This is a genomic window from Streptomyces sp. BF23-19 (genome assembly GCF_041106355.1).
Taxonomy (GTDB): domain Bacteria; phylum Actinomycetota; class Actinomycetes; order Streptomycetales; family Streptomycetaceae; genus Streptomyces; species Streptomyces virginiae_A.
In genome coordinates, this window is the sequence record NZ_JBGBPT010000021.1 from 5262 (window position 1) to 21173 (window position 15912).

Sequence of the window (15912 nt, forward strand, 5' to 3'; positions counted from 1 at the left end):
GGGGCCCCTGCCGCTTCGGGCGCCGATCCTCACGTCCGTCCACCGAGAGGTCGACCTCTGGCAGCAGGTCGACGAGAACCTCGGACCGGAGCGGCGCCTTGGGCGAGGCGCGGTGGTACCCCATGGTGGTCTCGGCGCTGTCGACGCGAGTAACGGCTACGCGCCGCCGGACCAACGCGCTCCCCACGCCTGTCGATCTTGACGGCACCCGCTGAAGGAGAGCCGCAGACCGCTTTCTAGGCTGACCCCATGTCCGACGAGTCACCTCTCATCCGTAGCCTGCGGGCCGCTGTCGCCGCCGCTCCCGAAGACGTGCCGCTGCGGCTGCACTTCACCGAACTGCTCCTGGCGGAGGGGAGGCACGACGAGGCCGTCGCGCAAGCCGCGGTCGCGCTGCAGCACGCGCCGGGCGACGAAGCCGTACGGGACCTGATGGTCCGCGCCATGCAACTGCCCGCGGTCGGCACGCGACCCCCCGCCTTCGACTGGGCCGCCGCCGAGCAGGAAGTCGCCGGCGTCGTCGGCCCCCGCTTCGCCGCCGACCCCGCTGACCCCGCCGCCGCGGGCGACGCCACCGAGGCCCCCCTGACCGCGGACGGCAGCGGCGACCCGGCCGATGCGTCCGCCTGGAACATCGACGCCCCCGGCGACGTAAGCCTCGCCGACGTCGGCGGCATGCAGCAGGTCAAGGACCGGCTCGAAGCCGCCTTCCTCGCCCCGATGCGCAACCCCGAACTCCGCAAGCTGTACGGCAAGTCGCTGCGCGGCGGCCTGCTCCTCTACGGCCCGCCCGGCTGCGGCAAGACGTTCATCGCGCGGGCCGTCGCCGGCGAACTCGGTGCCGGCTTCATGTCGATCTCGCTCTCCGACATCCTCGACATGTACATCGGCACCTCGGAGAGGAACGTCCACGACATCTTCGAGGCCGCCCGCCGCCAGGCGCCCTGCGTGGTCTTCCTCGACGAGCTGGACGCGCTCGGCGCCAAGCGCTCGCGCATGCACCACAGCGGTCTGCGCAACGTCGTCAACCAGCTCCTCACCGAACTCGACGGCATCAACGCCGCACAGAACGAAGGCGTCTTCGTGCTCGCCGCGACCAACGTCCCCTGGGACGTGGACCTCGCCCTGCGCCGCCCCGGCCGCCTGGACCGCACCCTGCTCGTGCTGCCGCCCGATGCCCCGGCCCGGGAGTCGATCCTCCGCTACCACCTGCGCGATCGCCCCATCGAGTCCGTCGATCTCGGCAAGATCGTCAAGGCCACCGAGGACTTCTCGGGTGCCGACCTCGCCCATCTCTGCGAGAGCGCGGCCGAGTACGCGCTCCTGGACTCCGCCCGTTCCGGCACCGTCCGCATGATCGGCACCAGGGACCTCCTGAACGCGACCAAGCAGATCAAGCCGTCCAGCGAATCCTGGTTCGCCTCCGCCCGCAACGTCGCCATGTTCGCCAACGACGGCGGCATCTACGACGACCTGGTCACCTACCTGAAGAAGAAGCGCAAGCTGTGACGACACACCCACAGGTCCAACGGGCCCGGATGCTCTACGAGATGATGCGCCCGGAGGAGGCGCGCGAAGCGGTCGGCCGCCACCTCGCCGAGAACCCCGACGACCACCAGGCGTGGAGCCTGCTCGGCCAGTGCCTGCTGACCCTGGGCCAGTACTCCGAGGCCTTCGCCGCCGCGCTGGAGTCCCTGCGGCTCGAACCGGGCTTCCTCGACGCGCACTTCGTCCGCGGCTACGCCCTGCGCCACCTGGGCCGGCTGGAGGAGGCCGAGGCGGCGCAGCGCTTGGCGATCCGCATCGATCCGTGTGCCTGGGGACCCCGACGGCAGCTCGCCGAGCTGATGTTGGAACTGGCCCCGGACCGCCCGGAGGAGGCGCTCGAGCACGCCGAGGTCGCGGTGCGGGAGGGCCCGGAGGACACCTACACGTGGGTGACCATGCACAAGGTCGCCACGTTCCACGAGCGGACAGAGCTGGCCGACGAGGCCATCCGGCAGATCCTCCGCGTCGACCCCACGCACACCCTCGCCGTCACCGTGTCCACCGAGCGCGAGGCCGCCAAGGCCGGCACCTCCGCCGCCCGGGCCGCCGAACTGTACGCGGGTGGGCTCGCGGCCGCCCCGCACTCCGACGCGCTCCGCAAGGACCTCGACAGGGCCGTCTACCGGATGCTCCGCGGCACCCGATGGCTCGCCCTGCTCTGTCTGGTCATGGCCGCCGTCACCGTCGACGTCTTCCCCTCCGGGGGCGAGGCGAAGGAGCTGCCCGTCCATCTCGGCACCCGGCTGTGGGCGCTCACCCTGATGGCCGTGGTGTGGGGCTTCGGTGCCTGGCGCCGCTACCGGCGGCTGCGGACCGGGGCACAGCTCACCGTGTTCGCGCTCGTGCGCCGCTCGTTCTGGCCCAGGGTCGTGCTCGGCCAGGCCGCCTGGGCCACCCTGTGCGCGCTGCTGCTCGTCGCTCTTCCGTGGAGCGAGCGCACCGTCCCTCAGGTCCTGTTCTGGCTGGCACTCGTACCGAACCTGCTCAGCATCAGCCACGACCGGGACAAGGTCTGAAGGGCCGGGCCCTGCAACAGGCCAACGCCCTCTTCGACCTGGGGCGCCACGAGCAGGCCGTCGCACCCGCCGCCCAGCACTTCGCCGGCGACCCCGACGACCCGCCTGGTCAGGAGCGGTGTGGCGCGGGTACCACCGGCACTCGAGGAATCTCCTACTCGCCGAAGCGGCTCGGCTTCTTCCAGGAGCGCGAAGAACGGTGCCTGACCTGGGCTTTTGCCCGTCAGGCGCCGTTTGCTCGATTCACTCGACGCGGCTATCGGTTTTTTCCTGTTCCGCCCGGTTCCTCCCACGCCCCTTCCACTCCGGACCGGCAGCTGCGGACCGGTCACGGACCAACCCGGGCGGCCGGGACGTCAGGTGGGTGTGTGGGCGGTTTCGTTCTTCGTGGTGCCGTCTTCGTCCTGGGCCTTTGACGCAGCGGGCGGTTGCGGAGCGGGTGGGGTACGGATCAGCAACGCGACCAGCACGGCCAGGGCGCCGAGAACGGCGCCGATGCCGAATCCCCACCGGATGCCCGTGGCGAGGGCGCTGGTGGTGTCGGCGCCCTCGGCCGCTGCCGTGGCGGCGTGTCCCGACATGACACTGATGACCAGGGCGGTGCCGGCGGCCGCCGCGACCTGTTGGAGCGAGCCCAGGATGGCGGAGCCGTGGGGGTAGAGGTGCGGCGGCAGTACGGACAGACCGGAGGTGAAGACGGGGGTGAAGACGAACGCCATGCCCGCACTCAGGGCCACGTGAAGGGCGAGCACCAGCCACGGCGAGGTGTGTTCGCCCGTGAGGGCGAACAGGCCGAGGCAGAGCGCTGTGAGCACGGCTCCGGGTACGACCAGGCGCGGTGCGCCGAATCGGTCGTAGAGCTTGCCGACCTGTGGTCCGAGCAGGCCCATGGTCAGGCCGCCGGGGATGAGGAGCAGCCCGGTCTGCAGTGAGGTCAGGCCGCACACCTCCTGCAGGTAGATCGGCAGCAGGATGAACGCACCCATGAGGGCCATGAAGGACAGGCACATCAGACCCAGCGCCACGGAGAAGTGACGGAACGTCAGTGCACGCAGGTCCAGCAGCGGTGCGGACGAGCGCTGCAGTGCCAGCTGACGCCATACGAACAGGCCCACCAGCACGGCGCCGACCAGGGTGATGACCTCCGGGGGCACGGGAGCCTGGGCCGCGTTCTCGGCACCGAGCCCACTCAGACCGTAGACCAGGGCGCCGAAGCCCGCTGCCGCCAGGGGGACGGACAACCAGTCGATCGGGGCGGCCTGCGGCTCGCCGATGTTCACCAGGTTGCGCCGACCGAATATGGCCATGGCTCCGGCGATGGGAAGCACGGCCAAGAACAGCAGGCGCCATGACCCCAGCTGCAGCAGCACACCGGAGACGGCGGGGCCGAGGGCGGGTGCGACGGAGATGACGAGGGTGATGTTGCCCATGACACGGCCGCGGTCCTGCGGGGGTACGAGGGTCATCAGCGTCGTCATGAGCAGCGGCATCATGACGGCGGTGCCGCTCGCCTGGACGACGCGGGCGGCCAGCAGTACGGGGAAGGCGGGCGCGGCCGCGGCCAGGGCCGTGCCGGCGAGGAACAGCGCCATGGCGAGGCCGAAGGCGGTCCGGGTCGTCACGCGCTGCAGGAACCACCCCGTCACCGGGATGACGACAGCCATGGTGAGCATGAAGGCCGTGGACAGCCAGCCTGCGGCTGCCGCGGTGACCTCGAAATCGCGCATGAGTCGCGGGATCGCGTTGACCATGATCGTCTCGTTGAGGAGGACGACGAACGTGGACAGCACGAGAATCCGCAGCACGGCGGTGACGCGGGCGGGCGAGAGGGTGGGGGTTTCGTGTGGTGCGGGCATGGCGCCTTCCGTCATGTGAGTGTCCTCCGCGCGTGGCGGTCACACTGACAGACTGCGGCGCCGGGAAGAACTCATCGGTCTTCGCCGATCCTGCCGGTGCCGCCGCCCGAGCTCAAACCATTTTGCCGACCGGCAACGGCCGAGACATGCGTTCCGGGGCAGGCCGGCGCCGAGCTCCGGGACGACCGGCACCAAGCACACCCTTCCTTCCCGGGCGCCTGGAGCCTGGGTCTTCCGCCGCGCCGGCCGAGGTCCGCGCCTGAACGGTCCGGCCCCTCTTCGAGTCCGTGGTCGGCCTCTCCCCCACGGATGGCCGCTCGACCGACCGCGTCGCACGGGGGTGGGCGGTACGGCCGGTGGCGTACGCCGTCGTCGACGCACAGGGACGAGGAGTGCGGCACCTGGTTCCCCGCCGAGTGGGGAACCAGGCTCCCCCGTCGTTCAGTCGCAGCAGTCGCAGCAGCACTTGCACGGATTGCAGCAGCCACCGCCGCCACCGCCGCAGCCGTCGCCCGAGCCACCACCGGAACCGCCAGAGCCACCGGACCCATGACTGCCACCCGAACCGCTGGAGGAGCCACCCGAGTTGCCGCCGCCCTGGCCACCGAACCAGCCGTCGCCTCCGGAACCGTCCCTGCCGGAACCATCCCGGCTCGACGAGGCGCCGTTGCGGTTGCCGTCGCCGAACTGCCAGGACTCTCCGTCATCCTGGCCGGAGTCTTCGTTGCAGCGGCAGCATCTGGAGCACAACCCGCAACCGCCACACAACCGGCCCCACTCGCGACACCGCCGACACTGCCCCTGCGACGACCGGCCCGACGACATCACCCCGCCTTCCGGGGCCACGCCCGCAAGCTCCCCTACGCCACAGGCCGCGCCCGTGCCGGTCCCCGAGGGCGTTTCCGTCTCCGCACGGCGTCCCAGCCAGGGCAGCATGCGCGGGCCCCGCACCTGGCGGCGGTGCTGATGGTGACGATGCCGAGGGTCGAAGACTCGATCGACGGCACGCTCCAACTCGCCTCCCAGAAGCACCGACACCAGCCGCCCGTCGACGAACACGACGTCGGACAGGGCGAATCGGATTCCACGGACGGCGTCGTCACAGAGCCTGCGCACCTCGGCGCGGTCCGCGCCGGTCACGGCGATCGGGTTCCACGCGCCGGACGCCACGTCCGCGTCCAGGTCCTCCACCGCGTCCAACAGATGCGCCAGCCGACCGAACAGACGGCCCGCTTCCGCCAGCGGTTCGGCGTTGCCCGGGCGGTCCGTGAGCACTGCGGTGTACGCGAAGGCGGCTGCGGTCGCCGTCTCCGCAGGCTCCGTGACCGTCAGCAGCGAGCCACCGGGGCCGGTCGACCGCTCGATGTCCGGCTGGCGCTCGACCGCTCCGAGCAGCAGCGTGGTGTCGAAGCCGAGTCGTTCGCCGCCCGCGACTCCCGCACGGTCCCAGTTGTGGGCGATCCGGCGTGCCGCCAGCGCCACCGGGCGGCGCCCCAGCAAGCCGTCGCCATCGGTCGCGTGGTCACGCATCTTCGCTGCGGCCAGCACCAGCGACACCGTCGCCGCCAGCCGCGCACCCTCACCCTGCGCCACGTCCGCCGACCGCATCCCGCGCAGCGGGCACGGACCGGCACCCCGCCGCCAGTCCCCGGTACGCTCCGACTGCGCTTCGGTCAGCACCGAGACGATCAGGCCGTCGTAGTTGGTGGCCACCCTCGCGAACTGCCCGTATTCGCTGCGCAAAGCCAGGCACAGCCCGCACAGATGCGCCATCCACTCGGTACGCAAGCCCTCGCCCAGGCGATGACGGCATGGCCTGATGATTCCGAACACCGAAGTTCTCCCCCTAGGAACAGCTACCCGCATCCGGTCGCACGGCTCACGGACGCAAGACTGCACATGAGGCACGACCCGGCGCGACGTCAACCGCATGTGACATCGACGCGCGGCCGACATCCTAGATGGTCCCTTCCGAGGGGTGTCCGCGGAGTCGAGTACGACAGCGTCCGAGGTCGTTACGTGACGAACGACCAGGACCGGGTGCGGTCCCGTCGAGCGTCACCGGCGGTCGATGGGTTCTCCCGAGCCTCTCATGGGGCCGCCCTCGTCGCGCAGATCGTGGCGGCCGAGCGCGAGCGCCTCCTCTCGGGTGGCTGACGGCCGCAAGACCTGCTGTGTGGGGTTTGATGTACTTGGGTCGATCGGCGTTCTCGGTGGCGCGATCGTCCGCTGCATGGAGTGACCATGCGCCCGGCCGGTCTGTTCGAGGGACCGGCAAAGAGTGATGAGGCTGCGATGAGTGAACTGACGAAGCCCGAGATCGAAGTTCCGGAGGGTGACGCTCCGCAGGAGCTGGCCGTTCGGGACATCGTCGTCGGGGACGGGGCCGAGGCGAAGCCGGGCAGGGTGGTCCGGGTTCACTACGTCGGGGTCACCTTCGAGTCCGGAGTGGAGTTCGACGCCTCCTGGGACCGGGGCGAGCCGTTCAAGTTCGCCGTGGGTGGCGGCCGGGTCATCAAGGGCTGGGACCGGGGAATCAGGGGGATGAAGGTCGGGGGTCGGCGCGAGATCATCATTCCCCCGCGCCTCGGCTACGGCAAGCAGTCCCCCTCGCCGTTGATCCCGGCGGGTTCCACGCTCGTCTTCGTGGTGGACCTGCTCTCCGTGGTCTGAGGAAGGCCCGCTTCTCCCCGGCCCGCCTGTCGGCCGGCCCGCTGATCGATGGGGCCGGTGGGCCACTCGTCCACGGCACCGTGCGCTGGAGCAAGCCGAGGAAGCATCGACCCACGCGCCGCGGTCGGGCGCGGTGTTCGCCGTCGGTCATGGGCACGGCGCTCCGGGACGTCGACCGAACCCACCCCCGTGAAGCTCGGCCCCGACCCGGCCGGCGCCGCCGGCCCGAACGCGAGGCCGAGGTGATGGCCGGCGTGATCCGACAACTCATGTACCGGGGACGCGAGGTCCCCTCCAGCCGGCCCGCCAGTGGCGCCGAGAGCTGGGACGCGCTGTTCGCCGAGCCGCACAGGAAGAAGAAGCGTCGCCCGAAATGATCAACATCCTCTTCACCGGCACGGCCGTGGTGCTGCTGTGCTTCGCCGCCTACTGGGTGCGCGGGCGCGGCGGACACCGCCCCACGGGCACCTGGGCGATGGCGGCGCTGCTGACCTCGTTCGCCCTCGCCTTCGCCTCCTACGCCCCCGCCGTGGAGCGCGCGGTCGAATCGGTGGTCCCTCACGTCGCCCGGCTCCTCAGCAACACCTTCACCCTGACGGCGGCCACCTCGGTCCTCGCCTTCCTCTTCCAGCTCAACCTGGAGCGCGAGCGGGCCCACCGGCAGATCCGACTGCGCGTCATCGCCCTCGCGCTCTGCGTCGCAGGCATGACGGCCTTCTTCCTCGCCGAACAACTCACCGGCCGCAGCCCGGTGTTGCACGCGTGCTACGTGCTCGTCCACATCTCCTTCCTGGGGTACACGGCCAAGGAATTCCTGTTGCAGACCTGGGCCCAGTCCCAGCGCTCGACCCGCCCCAGTCAGCGCTGGGGCCTGCGCACCACCTCGGTCGGCTGTGGTCTCGCGCTCGTCCACGCCGCGTACAAGCTCTTCGCCCTGGTCTCCATCGGCCTCGGCCTGGGGCTCGTACCCGACCACGCCCGGTGCTCGACGCCGCTGACCCCCTTGCGCTGCACGTTCAGCGTGACCGCGCCCGCCGTCGCCGTCCTCCTCATCACCGTCGGACTCACCCTCCCCGCCCTGCTGTGGCCGCTCAGCCGACTGCGCCGCCGTCGCCGGGAACGGACCTCGTTCACCGCGCTGGAACCCCTGTGGCGGGAGGTCACCGCCGCGGTCCCCGAGGTCGTGCCCGACCCGGGCCACGCCGAGAAAGGGGCCGACACCCCCGAGTGCGACGCCGAGGTGGAGGCGGCGGTCATCGCGGCGGCCGTCGACGCGAAGCGCTCCGGGCTCCCCCTCGTCGGCGAAGAGGCCCCGCCAGCCGCCGGTACCCGCTCCCGCAAGGGCGATCTCCCGGCGGAGACCGCGTGGCTGCTGCTCGTGGCGGGCGCGTACACGCGCCGCCCGGCACGCGAGCACGCAGGCGCACACACGGGCGCGGCCTCATGACCGCCCCGCGGCAGGACCCCCTGCGCGACCCGCGCTTCTTCACCGACCCCTACCCCACGTACGACCGGCTGCGCGAGGGCTGCCCGGTGCGACGCGTCCCCACCGGCTCCGGCGGGCACCACGCGTACCTGATCACCGGCCACGCCGAGGCCCGCGAGGCGTTCACCGACCCCCGTCTGTCCAAGGACACGGCCCGCTTCTTCGCCGACCGGCCCTCGAACCGCGACCTGCACCCGGCGATCTCCCGCAACATGCTGGCGAGCGACCCACCCGCGCACACCCGCCACCGGCGGGTGGCGACGCCCCTGTTCACCACCGGACGCGTCCGGGAGCTGCGCCCGTACATCACCCGGGTCGTCGACGACCTCGTGGCCGCGTGGCGACCGGGTACGGACATCGACCTGGTGGCGGACCTGGCGGTACCCCTGCCGGTCACCGTCGTCTGCGAGCTGCTGGGGGTGCCGGAGTCCGACCGTGCCACGCTCGCCGGCTGGTCCCACGACCTCTTCGACGCGACCGACACCGACCGCGTCGACGCCGCGTCGCACCGGATCGGCGACCACCTCACCCACCTGATCGACACAGCCCGCGCCACCCCCGGCGACGGCCCGCTCCCTTCCCTCCTGCGCGACTGCGACGCGGGCGGCCTCGACCGGGACGAGATCGTCTCCCTGGCCGCCCTCATCCTGGTCGCCGGGCACGAGACCACCACCCACTTCATCGGCAACGCCGTCCTGGCCCTGCTCCGCCACCCCGAGGCCTTCGACCGCCTGCGCCGGGACCCGGACCTGATCCCCGGCGCCCTGGACGAGCTGCTCCGCTTCGACTCCCCGGTGAGCGTGGCCACCTTCCGCCACAGCACGCAGGACCTGCGGGTCGGCGGGGTCGACATCCCGGCGGGCTTCCCGGTGCTCATCGCCCCCGGAGCCGCGAACCGGGACCCCGCGGCGTTCCCCGACCCGCACCGCCTCGACCTCGACCGCGACGCCGGCGGCCACCTCTCCTTCGGCCACGGCATCCACCGCTGCCCGGGCGCCCCCCTGGCCCGCGCCGAGGCGGAGATCGCCCTGCGCACCCTGGTGACCCGCTTCCCGGACATCCACCTGGCCGTCCCCGCGGAATCCCTGACCTGGCGCCGAACCCGCCTCACCCGCGGCCTGACCACCCTCCCACTGACCCTCTGACCCTCTGACCCTCTCCCGCCCCGTACACAACTGCCCTGGCCGCGAGGGTGGTTCGAGTCATCCGTTCGCTTCGGATGTCACCCGATGGGCTGACCGGGTCCTTTTTCGTGCATGGCGCATCGATGCGGTTCTAACCTGAACACGCAGCGTGTTCCGCGCGCTGCGGCCCCTCCCGGCTTGCCCCGAATGCAGGATTCGGGAGAGGGCCCGGCCGCGCCGCGTCAGCCCTGCGGCTGCGGCCGGCCGACCGGCGCGGTCGGCGACGATCGTGCGGACCCGAGCACGATCGTCCGGACCCGATCCCCTCATCCCGAGATGCCGTGCGGCGGATATGGGACTAGCGTCACTAAGTGAGAACCGCAACTGCGGGGAACACTCAGCCCGCAGGAGCGCGCCCAAGCACCTTGCTTGAGGAATCGCGTGTCGGCCTGGAGGTCCGCCGCCCCAACAGGCGGCGTTGACAGGGGAATCGCGCGTCGCAGCCATGCGGTCATCCACGCACCCGCGCTCCACCCCTTTGCGCGGGAGGGCGTTCTTCAGCGTCCCGAAGTGCGTGGCACGTCAACGACAAGAAGGGTTCGGAATCATGCAAGCACTGAGAGTGAAGCGGCTCTTCGCCGTGTCCGCCATCGGTGTCCTGATGGCAGGCGGCGCCGCCCTCGGAGCCGCAGGTACGGCCTCGGCAGCGGCCCCCACGCACTCGGTCACGTACGTCAGCGGCGGCAGCTGGGACGACGACGACCACGGGTACGGCGGCCACCACGGTTACGGCGGCCACGGCCACGGCTACTACGACGACGATGACGACTGGGGCGGAGGCTGGGACGACGGCGACTGCTGATCGCGCAGCTTTCGGCACGGACGGACGGACCGGCGCGGGCACACCCGCGCCGGCCCTTCCGTGCGCGGGAGGCCGGTGAGACCAGGGGCGTAGCGGGCCGGTTCGGCCGCCGGGTGCCCCACCGGGGTGTCACGGCGGCGGACGGTCCTGAGGCGGGTGCCGGTACGAGTCGGGCCGCGGCTCCATCCGGGACACCACCTCCGCGAGCCGCGCGCAGAGCTGTTTGATCTCCTCATGCGTTCTGTCGCGCTCGGTGATGACGGCCGCGATCAGGAGAGCCGTCAGCGCGGTCGTGCCGTTGAAGGCCTGCAGCGTGACCATGCCGGCGACGACGTCCTCGCCGACGAACGGGCCTCGGTCGCCGTCGGCGGCCAGGATCGCCAGCGTCACCACGACGAGCGCGCACGGCGCCGCCCCGGCCAGTCGGAAGCGGAAGGCCGCCCAGATCAAGAACGGCGAGACGAGGAAGAGCAGGTTCGAGTCGCGCGTCCGCGTCGCCAGGAGCGTGACGAAAACCGTACCGAGCGCCAGCGCCACCGCCTCGAACCATCGGCCGATTCGGGCCCGCACCGGCCACCGGGCCTTGCGCAGCACCAGCAGGAAGGGCGTGACGACGAGGATTCCCATCGCGTCACCGGTCCACCACACCGACCACGTCGGCCAGAAGTCGCCCGCGTCCAGTGCTCCGGAGAGAACCAGTACGCCGCTGCCGATGGTCGAACTGATCGACATCCCGGCGAACGCGCCGAGGAAGACCAATGCCAGTACGTCCCGCAGGCGGTCCAGTTCGTTCCTGAACCCGGCTCTGCGCAGCATCAGACAGGCGCAGACCGGAGCGAGTGTGTTGCCCGCGGTGATGGCCAGTACGGAGATCAGCGACGGCCCGAGGGACACGTTGACCAGGAACGCGCCGAGCGCGATGCCCGGCCAGACGCGCAACCCCATCATGAGCAGCGCGGCCAGGGCGACGCCCGTGGGCGGCCACAGGGGGGTGACCTGGTCGCGCACCAGCTGCTGGAGGAGGCCGACCTGCGCGGCCCCGTAGTAGACGGCGGCGACGGCGAGGATGCGCAGCGCGGTGGACCCGATACGACCCATCTCCGCGCTGCCCACGACAGCAGTCTGCGCTCAGATCCCGGCACCGGCGACCCCAGGGACCGGCGACCGCCATCGGTCAGTCCGGCTCCTGCGGGCCGTCGTAGCGGACGACGAGGACCGCGGCGTCGTCGCGGTGTCCCGTCAGGTCGGCGACCTTGACGACGGCGGAGGCCAGCACGTCGGGATCGGCGTCGAACCCCGCGCGCACCAGCTTCTCCACCTCGGCCAGACCGGACTCCATCGGGTAGTGCGGGCCCTCCACCACTCCGTCGGTGAGCAGGACGAGCACCCCTGCCTCGGTCAGACGCCGGTGGGTCACCGGGTACCGCTCCCCGGGCACGATGCCCAGCGGCGGGCCGCCGAGGTCGAGTGCGATGCCGTGACGGCCGCCGGCCGTGGCCCAGACCATGGGCACATGGCCGGCCCGGGAGACCGTCAGATCGCGGCTGGCCGGGTCGAAACGCAGGAAACAGCACGTCGCGAAGAGGCCGCGCCCCATGGCGATCAGCAGATCGTTGGCGCGGCCCAGTACCTCTTGGGTGTCGCTGGTCGTCTGTGCGAGGGCGCGCAGGCTGGTGCGTACCTGCCCCATGAAGGCGATGGCCTCCACATCGTGGCCCTGCACGTCGCCGACCGTGAGCCCGAGTGACCCGTCGTGCATGACGAAGGCGTCGTACCAGTCGCCGCCCACCTCCAGACCGCCTCGGGAGGGCGCGTACCTGGCGGCCAGTCGCAGCCCGGGCAGTTCGGGCAGCCCGGGTGGGAGCATGTGGCGTTGCAGAGCCTGGGCCAGTTCGACCCTGGCCCGCTGGTACTCGATCCGGTCCAGGGCCTGATCGACGAGCTGTCCGAGTGCGACCAGAAGTTCCTGCACGTTGTCGGGCTGCTCGGGACGGTGTCCGCGCATCACGGCTCCTGGCTCTCCGCAGCGCCCCCACCTCACCGTAGCCGCTGCTCCCGTGCGCCTCCACAGGGGTGAACCGGCAGGGGTGAACCGGCGGTGGACCGGCGGGCCGGGTGGGCTCAGGAACCGATCTCGAACTCGGGCGCCCGGAGGCTGTCCAGGCATGCGGTCTTCGGCGCGGCCGGGTTGTCGAAGAAGGAGACGGCGATCTCCTGGGCGCACTTGGAGGTGGCGAAGACGACGTGCGGCTCGTACGGGACCGTGACGACCTTGGCCTTGCTCAGCGTGTCGGCGACGTACGGTCCGTTGTCGGCCCCGGTCTGGGAGTCGAATCCGCCGGACAGGGCGAGGGTCGGGATGTCACCGCGCGTGACGTCCCGGATGGAGGGCGCCGCCGCGGGGACGTTCCAGGCGTCGCAGTCGGGGTGGAGGAAGGTGAGCTGCGGGGCCTGGGCCTGCACCGAGCGAGGGAAGGACGGGAACGTCGCCTGTCCGCCCCGGAGCGCCGCCTGCTCGCTCTCGTACGGGGTCCACTCGCTGCAGAAGACGCCGTAGACGAGACCGTGCGCGACCCTTCCCATGGCTTGGGGGCTGAGCTTGCCGCCCGCCCACTGTTGGGCGATGCGTTGCGGCTTGCCGTGCGCCAGCTCGTCGAGCGCGGCGGGTACCTGGGGCGCCACGTGCGTGGCCGAGGTCATCCAGTTCACCAGGGCCCCGCCGTCCAGGACGACCTTCACCGGCTTGTCGCTGCCGGGGAGGGTGACGGTGGTGGTGACGGGATGGGCTTCGAGTTCGCGGACGAGTCGGTCGAAGGTGGCCGACAGGTTCGGATAACGCTTGTTGCACGCCGGCTGCTCCGCGCAGGCCTTGAACAGCCCGTCGAAGCCCTGCCGGGCGCTGCTCCAGGTCGCCGCCGACCCGGCCTTGGAGGGCGGCAGGATGCCGTCGATGCCCACCGAGCGGAGCCCCTCGGGGTGCAGGCGCATGTAGACCAGCGCCAGGTGGGTGCCGTAGGAGATCCCGTACAGGTTCCACTGCTCAATGCCGAGGGCCTTGCGCAGGTCCTCGTAGTCGGCGGCGCTCTCGGTGTCGTTGTATGCGCTGAGGTCGATCCCGCGGGCCGCCAGTCGGTCGCGGCAGGCCTTCGTCGCCTCGACGTGCAGTCGTCCGGTGGACGGGGCGTCGTAGACGAGGCCGACGGAGCGTGCGTTGAACTCGTCGATGTTGGGGCAGAGGAGGTTGGGTTCGGCCGAGTACGTACCGCGCTGGGACATGAAGACGACGTCACGGTCGCGGTTCAGGCCGCCGTCGATCGCCATCTTCGCCTCGCCCACGGCGTCGTCGCCGGGGCCGCCCGCGAGCCACACGATGGGGTCGGGTTTCGGCTTGTCGGTCGCGGCGGGCACGATCGCGACGCCGAGTTCTATCGTCCGGCCGCTCGGTTCGGCGCGGTTCTCGGGCACGGTGAGCGTTCCGCAGCGGGCCTCGTCGAGGGCCTCGATCGGTTCCGGCGTCTTCGGGCAGGGGCCCGGTTCGAAGCGGGCGTCACCCACGGTCCGGGCGACCGTGCCGATCGGCGCGTCGGGGCTCGGGCTGGTGTCGGTCCAGGACTGTGCCTGAGCGGGGGCCGCGAGCAGGCCGGTGACGAGGAGACCGGTCACCAGGCCGGACGACGTGGCCAGGAGCCGTCGTGCGGTGCGGCGCCGACGGGGTGCAGGGTGGAGTGCCATCTGCCCTCCTGGTCATTTCGGGATGATCCTGAACGGTTCGGTTCGAGGCCGTCGACGCAGTCGGTGTCGGGCGCGGTGGGACTCACGTCGTGCGCACCGCGACTGCGGGACCACCCGTGGCCGATCCCGGGGATCTGCACGGCGGTCGGGCGGGACGGGTCGCGGGCCACGTCCTTCGCCCCACTCGACCCCGTCGTCACGTCGAACGCGCCGGAGACGATGGGTGCCGGGCCCGGGCCGGCCGTGGCCACCCGCTGGAGGTCGGCGAAGTCGGCGGCGTTCTCGCTGGTGTTGCAGGCGCTCAGGTCGAGTTGCGGGCAGGCGAGGTTCGGCAGGTCGTAGAGGTTGCCGTGCCGGCCCAGGGCGATCTGGTCGCGGTCCTTGTTCAGGCCGGACTCGACGAGGAACGCGATGTCGTCGAACGTGTCGCCGCCGGGGTCGGAGCGGGCGGCGTGCTGTGGCATGTGATCTCGTTCCTCTGCCGACAGCAACGGCTGCCCCGCCGGTCCAGGCGGCAGCGGTTCGGACGGAACGCTCGCTCTCGACGCTACCGGCTGGACCGTACGCGCGCATGCGGAGCGAGTCGGCGCCCCACGCCGCGCGGGCCCGGAGGGAGGGGGCGCCCTCCGGGCCCGCGCGTCACGACGGAAGCCACTGCCGCCAGGTGGCCTCGTTCCGCTTCGCCCAGCGGGCCGCCGCTTCCTGGGGCGACAGCTTCTCCTCGGCGATCATCAGGGCCACGTCGTTCTGCATCTCGGTCGTCCACCGGAACTTCTTCAGGAAGGCCGCGGCGTCACCGCCGCCGGCCGCGAAGCGGGCGTTGAGGAACTTCTGCAGCGGCGTGTGCGGGTACGCGCAGGCGACCTTCTGCGGGTCGGTGTCGCAGCCCTCCTCGTAGGCGGGGAGCTTCACCTCCGTCATCGGGACCCGCTCGAACAGCCACTGGGGCTTGTACCAGTAGCTCAGGAACGGCTTCTTCTCCTTGGCGAACTGCTTGATCTGCGTGATCTGCGCCGCCTCGGAGCCCGCGAACACGACCTGGTAGTCGAGGTCCAGGTTCTTCACGAGGGCCTTGTCGTTCGTCACGTAGGACGGGGAGCCGTCCAGCAACTGGCCCTTGCCGCCGCTCTCCGCGGTACGGAGCTGGTCGGCGTACTTGTTCAGGTTCTTCCAGTCGGTGACGTCCGGGTGCTGCTCGGCGAAGTACGTCGGCACGAACCAGCCGATGTGGCCGGTCACCCCGAGGTCGCCGCCCCGCTCGATCGTCGCCTTCTCGTCGATGTACCGCTTCTCCTGCTCCGGGTGGCCCCAGTCCTCCAGGATGGCGTCCACCCGGCCCTGGCTGAGGGCGTCCCAGGCGGGCACCTCGTCGATCTGGACGGTGTCGACCCGGTAGCCGAGTTCGTGCTCCAGCAGGTACTGGGCGACGGCGACGTTGGCCTGCGCGCCGACCCACGACTGCACGGACAGCGTCACCGTGCGGGAGCCCTTCGCGTCGGCGTACGGGGAGGCCTGGCGGGTCATGTCGGCGGCGCCGCAGCCCGTGAGGGCCGTGAGGGCGACGGAGACGGCGGCTGCTGCCGCGAGGACGGCGGAGCGTGTGGTGCGAGCCATG

15 protein-coding genes are annotated in these 15912 nt (G+C 71.3%); 7 read left to right on the forward strand and 8 right to left on the reverse strand.

The genetic code is table 11. From position 1 onward, the window contains the following. Positions 1–187 (reverse strand): hypothetical protein (locus tag AB8A24_RS14440; RefSeq protein ID WP_369475933.1); only part of this gene is annotated, 187 nt, incomplete at its 3' end. A gap of 62 nt (positions 188–249) precedes the next feature. Between AB8A24_RS14440 and AB8A24_RS14445 the strand changes: the two genes are divergently transcribed. Then, positions 250–1509 (forward strand): 26S protease regulatory subunit, encoded by a 1260-nt coding sequence (locus tag AB8A24_RS14445; RefSeq protein WP_369475935.1) that lies wholly within the window; start codon positions 250–252, stop codon positions 1507–1509. Beyond that, positions 1506–2564: a tetratricopeptide repeat protein gene (locus AB8A24_RS14450; RefSeq protein ID WP_328964397.1), complete on the forward strand. Its 1059-nt coding sequence runs from the start codon at positions 1506–1508 to the stop codon at positions 2562–2564. The genes AB8A24_RS14445 and AB8A24_RS14450 overlap by 4 nt, the downstream gene beginning before the upstream one ends. 356 nt (positions 2565–2920) lie before the next feature. Here the strand turns inward: AB8A24_RS14450 and AB8A24_RS14455 are convergent, their stop codons facing one another. Continuing rightward, positions 2921–4420: a DHA2 family efflux MFS transporter permease subunit gene (locus tag AB8A24_RS14455; RefSeq protein WP_369475937.1), complete on the reverse strand. Its 1500-nt coding sequence runs from the start codon at positions 4418–4420 to the stop codon at positions 2921–2923. Between the two features lie 441 nt (positions 4421–4861). Then, positions 4862–6253, reverse strand: a complete 1392-nt coding sequence (locus tag AB8A24_RS14460) for a DUF5685 family protein (protein ID WP_369475939.1) — start codon at positions 6251–6253, stop codon at positions 4862–4864. Between the two features lie 462 nt (positions 6254–6715). Here AB8A24_RS14460 and AB8A24_RS14465 point away from each other — a divergent pair, with 462 nt between their 5' ends. The 5 genes from AB8A24_RS14465 (at position 6716) to AB8A24_RS14485 (ending at position 10565) form a co-directional block, all read left to right on the forward strand. Next, positions 6716–7093, forward strand: coding sequence for an FKBP-type peptidyl-prolyl cis-trans isomerase (locus AB8A24_RS14465; RefSeq protein WP_328964394.1), 378 nt, complete (start codon positions 6716–6718; stop codon positions 7091–7093). 254 nt (positions 7094–7347) lie between these two features. Then, entirely contained in the window at positions 7348–7470 is a 123-nt protein-coding gene (locus AB8A24_RS14470) for a hypothetical protein (RefSeq protein WP_328964393.1), read from the forward strand. Continuing rightward, entirely contained in the window at positions 7467–8540 is a 1074-nt protein-coding gene (locus AB8A24_RS14475) for an MAB_1171c family putative transporter (RefSeq protein ID WP_369475942.1), read from the forward strand. The genes AB8A24_RS14470 and AB8A24_RS14475 overlap by 4 nt, the downstream gene beginning before the upstream one ends. After that, a complete protein-coding gene (locus AB8A24_RS14480) occupies positions 8537–9724 on the forward strand; it encodes a cytochrome P450 (protein WP_369475944.1) in 1188 nt (395 codons plus the stop codon). Before AB8A24_RS14475 ends, AB8A24_RS14480 begins: the two co-directional genes overlap by 4 nt. Before the next feature lie 586 nt (positions 9725–10310). Beyond that, positions 10311–10565 carry a hypothetical protein gene (locus AB8A24_RS14485; RefSeq protein ID WP_328964390.1) on the forward strand — a complete coding sequence of 85 codons (255 nt, stop codon included), beginning with the start codon at positions 10311–10313 and terminating at the stop codon, positions 10563–10565. Positions 10566–10694: 129 nt separating this feature from the next. Here AB8A24_RS14485 and AB8A24_RS14490 read toward each other — a convergent pair whose 3' ends face one another. From AB8A24_RS14490 to AB8A24_RS14510, 5 genes are all read right to left on the reverse strand, one after another. Then, positions 10695–11678, reverse strand: a complete 984-nt coding sequence (locus AB8A24_RS14490; protein ID WP_328964389.1) for an MASE1 domain-containing protein — start codon at positions 11676–11678, stop codon at positions 10695–10697. A 61-nt stretch (positions 11679–11739) separates the two neighbouring features. After that, positions 11740–12570 carry a PP2C family protein-serine/threonine phosphatase gene (locus AB8A24_RS14495; protein ID WP_328964388.1) on the reverse strand — a complete coding sequence of 277 codons (831 nt, stop codon included), beginning with the start codon at positions 12568–12570 and terminating at the stop codon, positions 11740–11742. A gap of 116 nt (positions 12571–12686) precedes the next feature. Beyond that, on the reverse strand, positions 12687–14297 hold the full coding sequence (locus AB8A24_RS14500) for an alpha/beta fold hydrolase (protein WP_369475947.1): 1611 nt from the start codon (positions 14295–14297) through the stop codon (positions 12687–12689). Then, positions 14225–14761: a hypothetical protein gene (locus tag AB8A24_RS14505; protein WP_328964386.1), complete on the reverse strand. Its 537-nt coding sequence runs from the start codon at positions 14759–14761 to the stop codon at positions 14225–14227. The genes AB8A24_RS14500 and AB8A24_RS14505 overlap by 73 nt, the downstream gene beginning before the upstream one ends. 175 nt (positions 14762–14936) lie before the next feature. Then, positions 14937–15911: an ABC transporter substrate-binding protein gene (locus tag AB8A24_RS14510; protein WP_328964385.1), complete on the reverse strand. Its 975-nt coding sequence runs from the start codon at positions 15909–15911 to the stop codon at positions 14937–14939. Between the last annotated feature and the right edge of the window lies 1 nt (position 15912).

Bases quoted from the DNA above. Each gene is read 5' to 3' on its own strand.
- AB8A24_RS14500 (WP_369475947.1), bottom strand. From the start codon at position 14,297: ATGGCACTCCACCCTGCACCCCGTCGGCGCCGCACCGCACGACGGCTC.
- AB8A24_RS14485 (WP_328964390.1), top strand. From the start codon at position 10,311: ATGCAAGCACTGAGAGTGAAGCGGCTCTTCGCCGTGTCCGCCATCGGT.
- AB8A24_RS14465 (WP_328964394.1), top strand. From the start codon at position 6,716: ATGAGTGAACTGACGAAGCCCGAGATCGAAGTTCCGGAGGGTGACGCT.
- AB8A24_RS14475 (WP_369475942.1), top strand. From the start codon at position 7,467: ATGATCAACATCCTCTTCACCGGCACGGCCGTGGTGCTGCTGTGCTTC.
- AB8A24_RS14510 (WP_328964385.1), bottom strand. From the start codon at position 15,911: ATGGCTCGCACCACACGCTCCGCCGTCCTCGCGGCAGCAGCCGCCGTC.
- AB8A24_RS14505 (WP_328964386.1), bottom strand. From the start codon at position 14,761: ATGCCACAGCACGCCGCCCGCTCCGACCCCGGCGGCGACACGTTCGAC.
- AB8A24_RS14445 (WP_369475935.1), top strand. From the start codon at position 250: ATGTCCGACGAGTCACCTCTCATCCGTAGCCTGCGGGCCGCTGTCGCC.
- AB8A24_RS14455 (WP_369475937.1), bottom strand. From the start codon at position 4,420: ATGCCCGCACCACACGAAACCCCCACCCTCTCGCCCGCCCGCGTCACC.
- AB8A24_RS14495 (WP_328964388.1), bottom strand. From the start codon at position 12,570: ATGCGCGGACACCGTCCCGAGCAGCCCGACAACGTGCAGGAACTTCTG.
- AB8A24_RS14480 (WP_369475944.1), top strand. From the start codon at position 8,537: ATGACCGCCCCGCGGCAGGACCCCCTGCGCGACCCGCGCTTCTTCACC.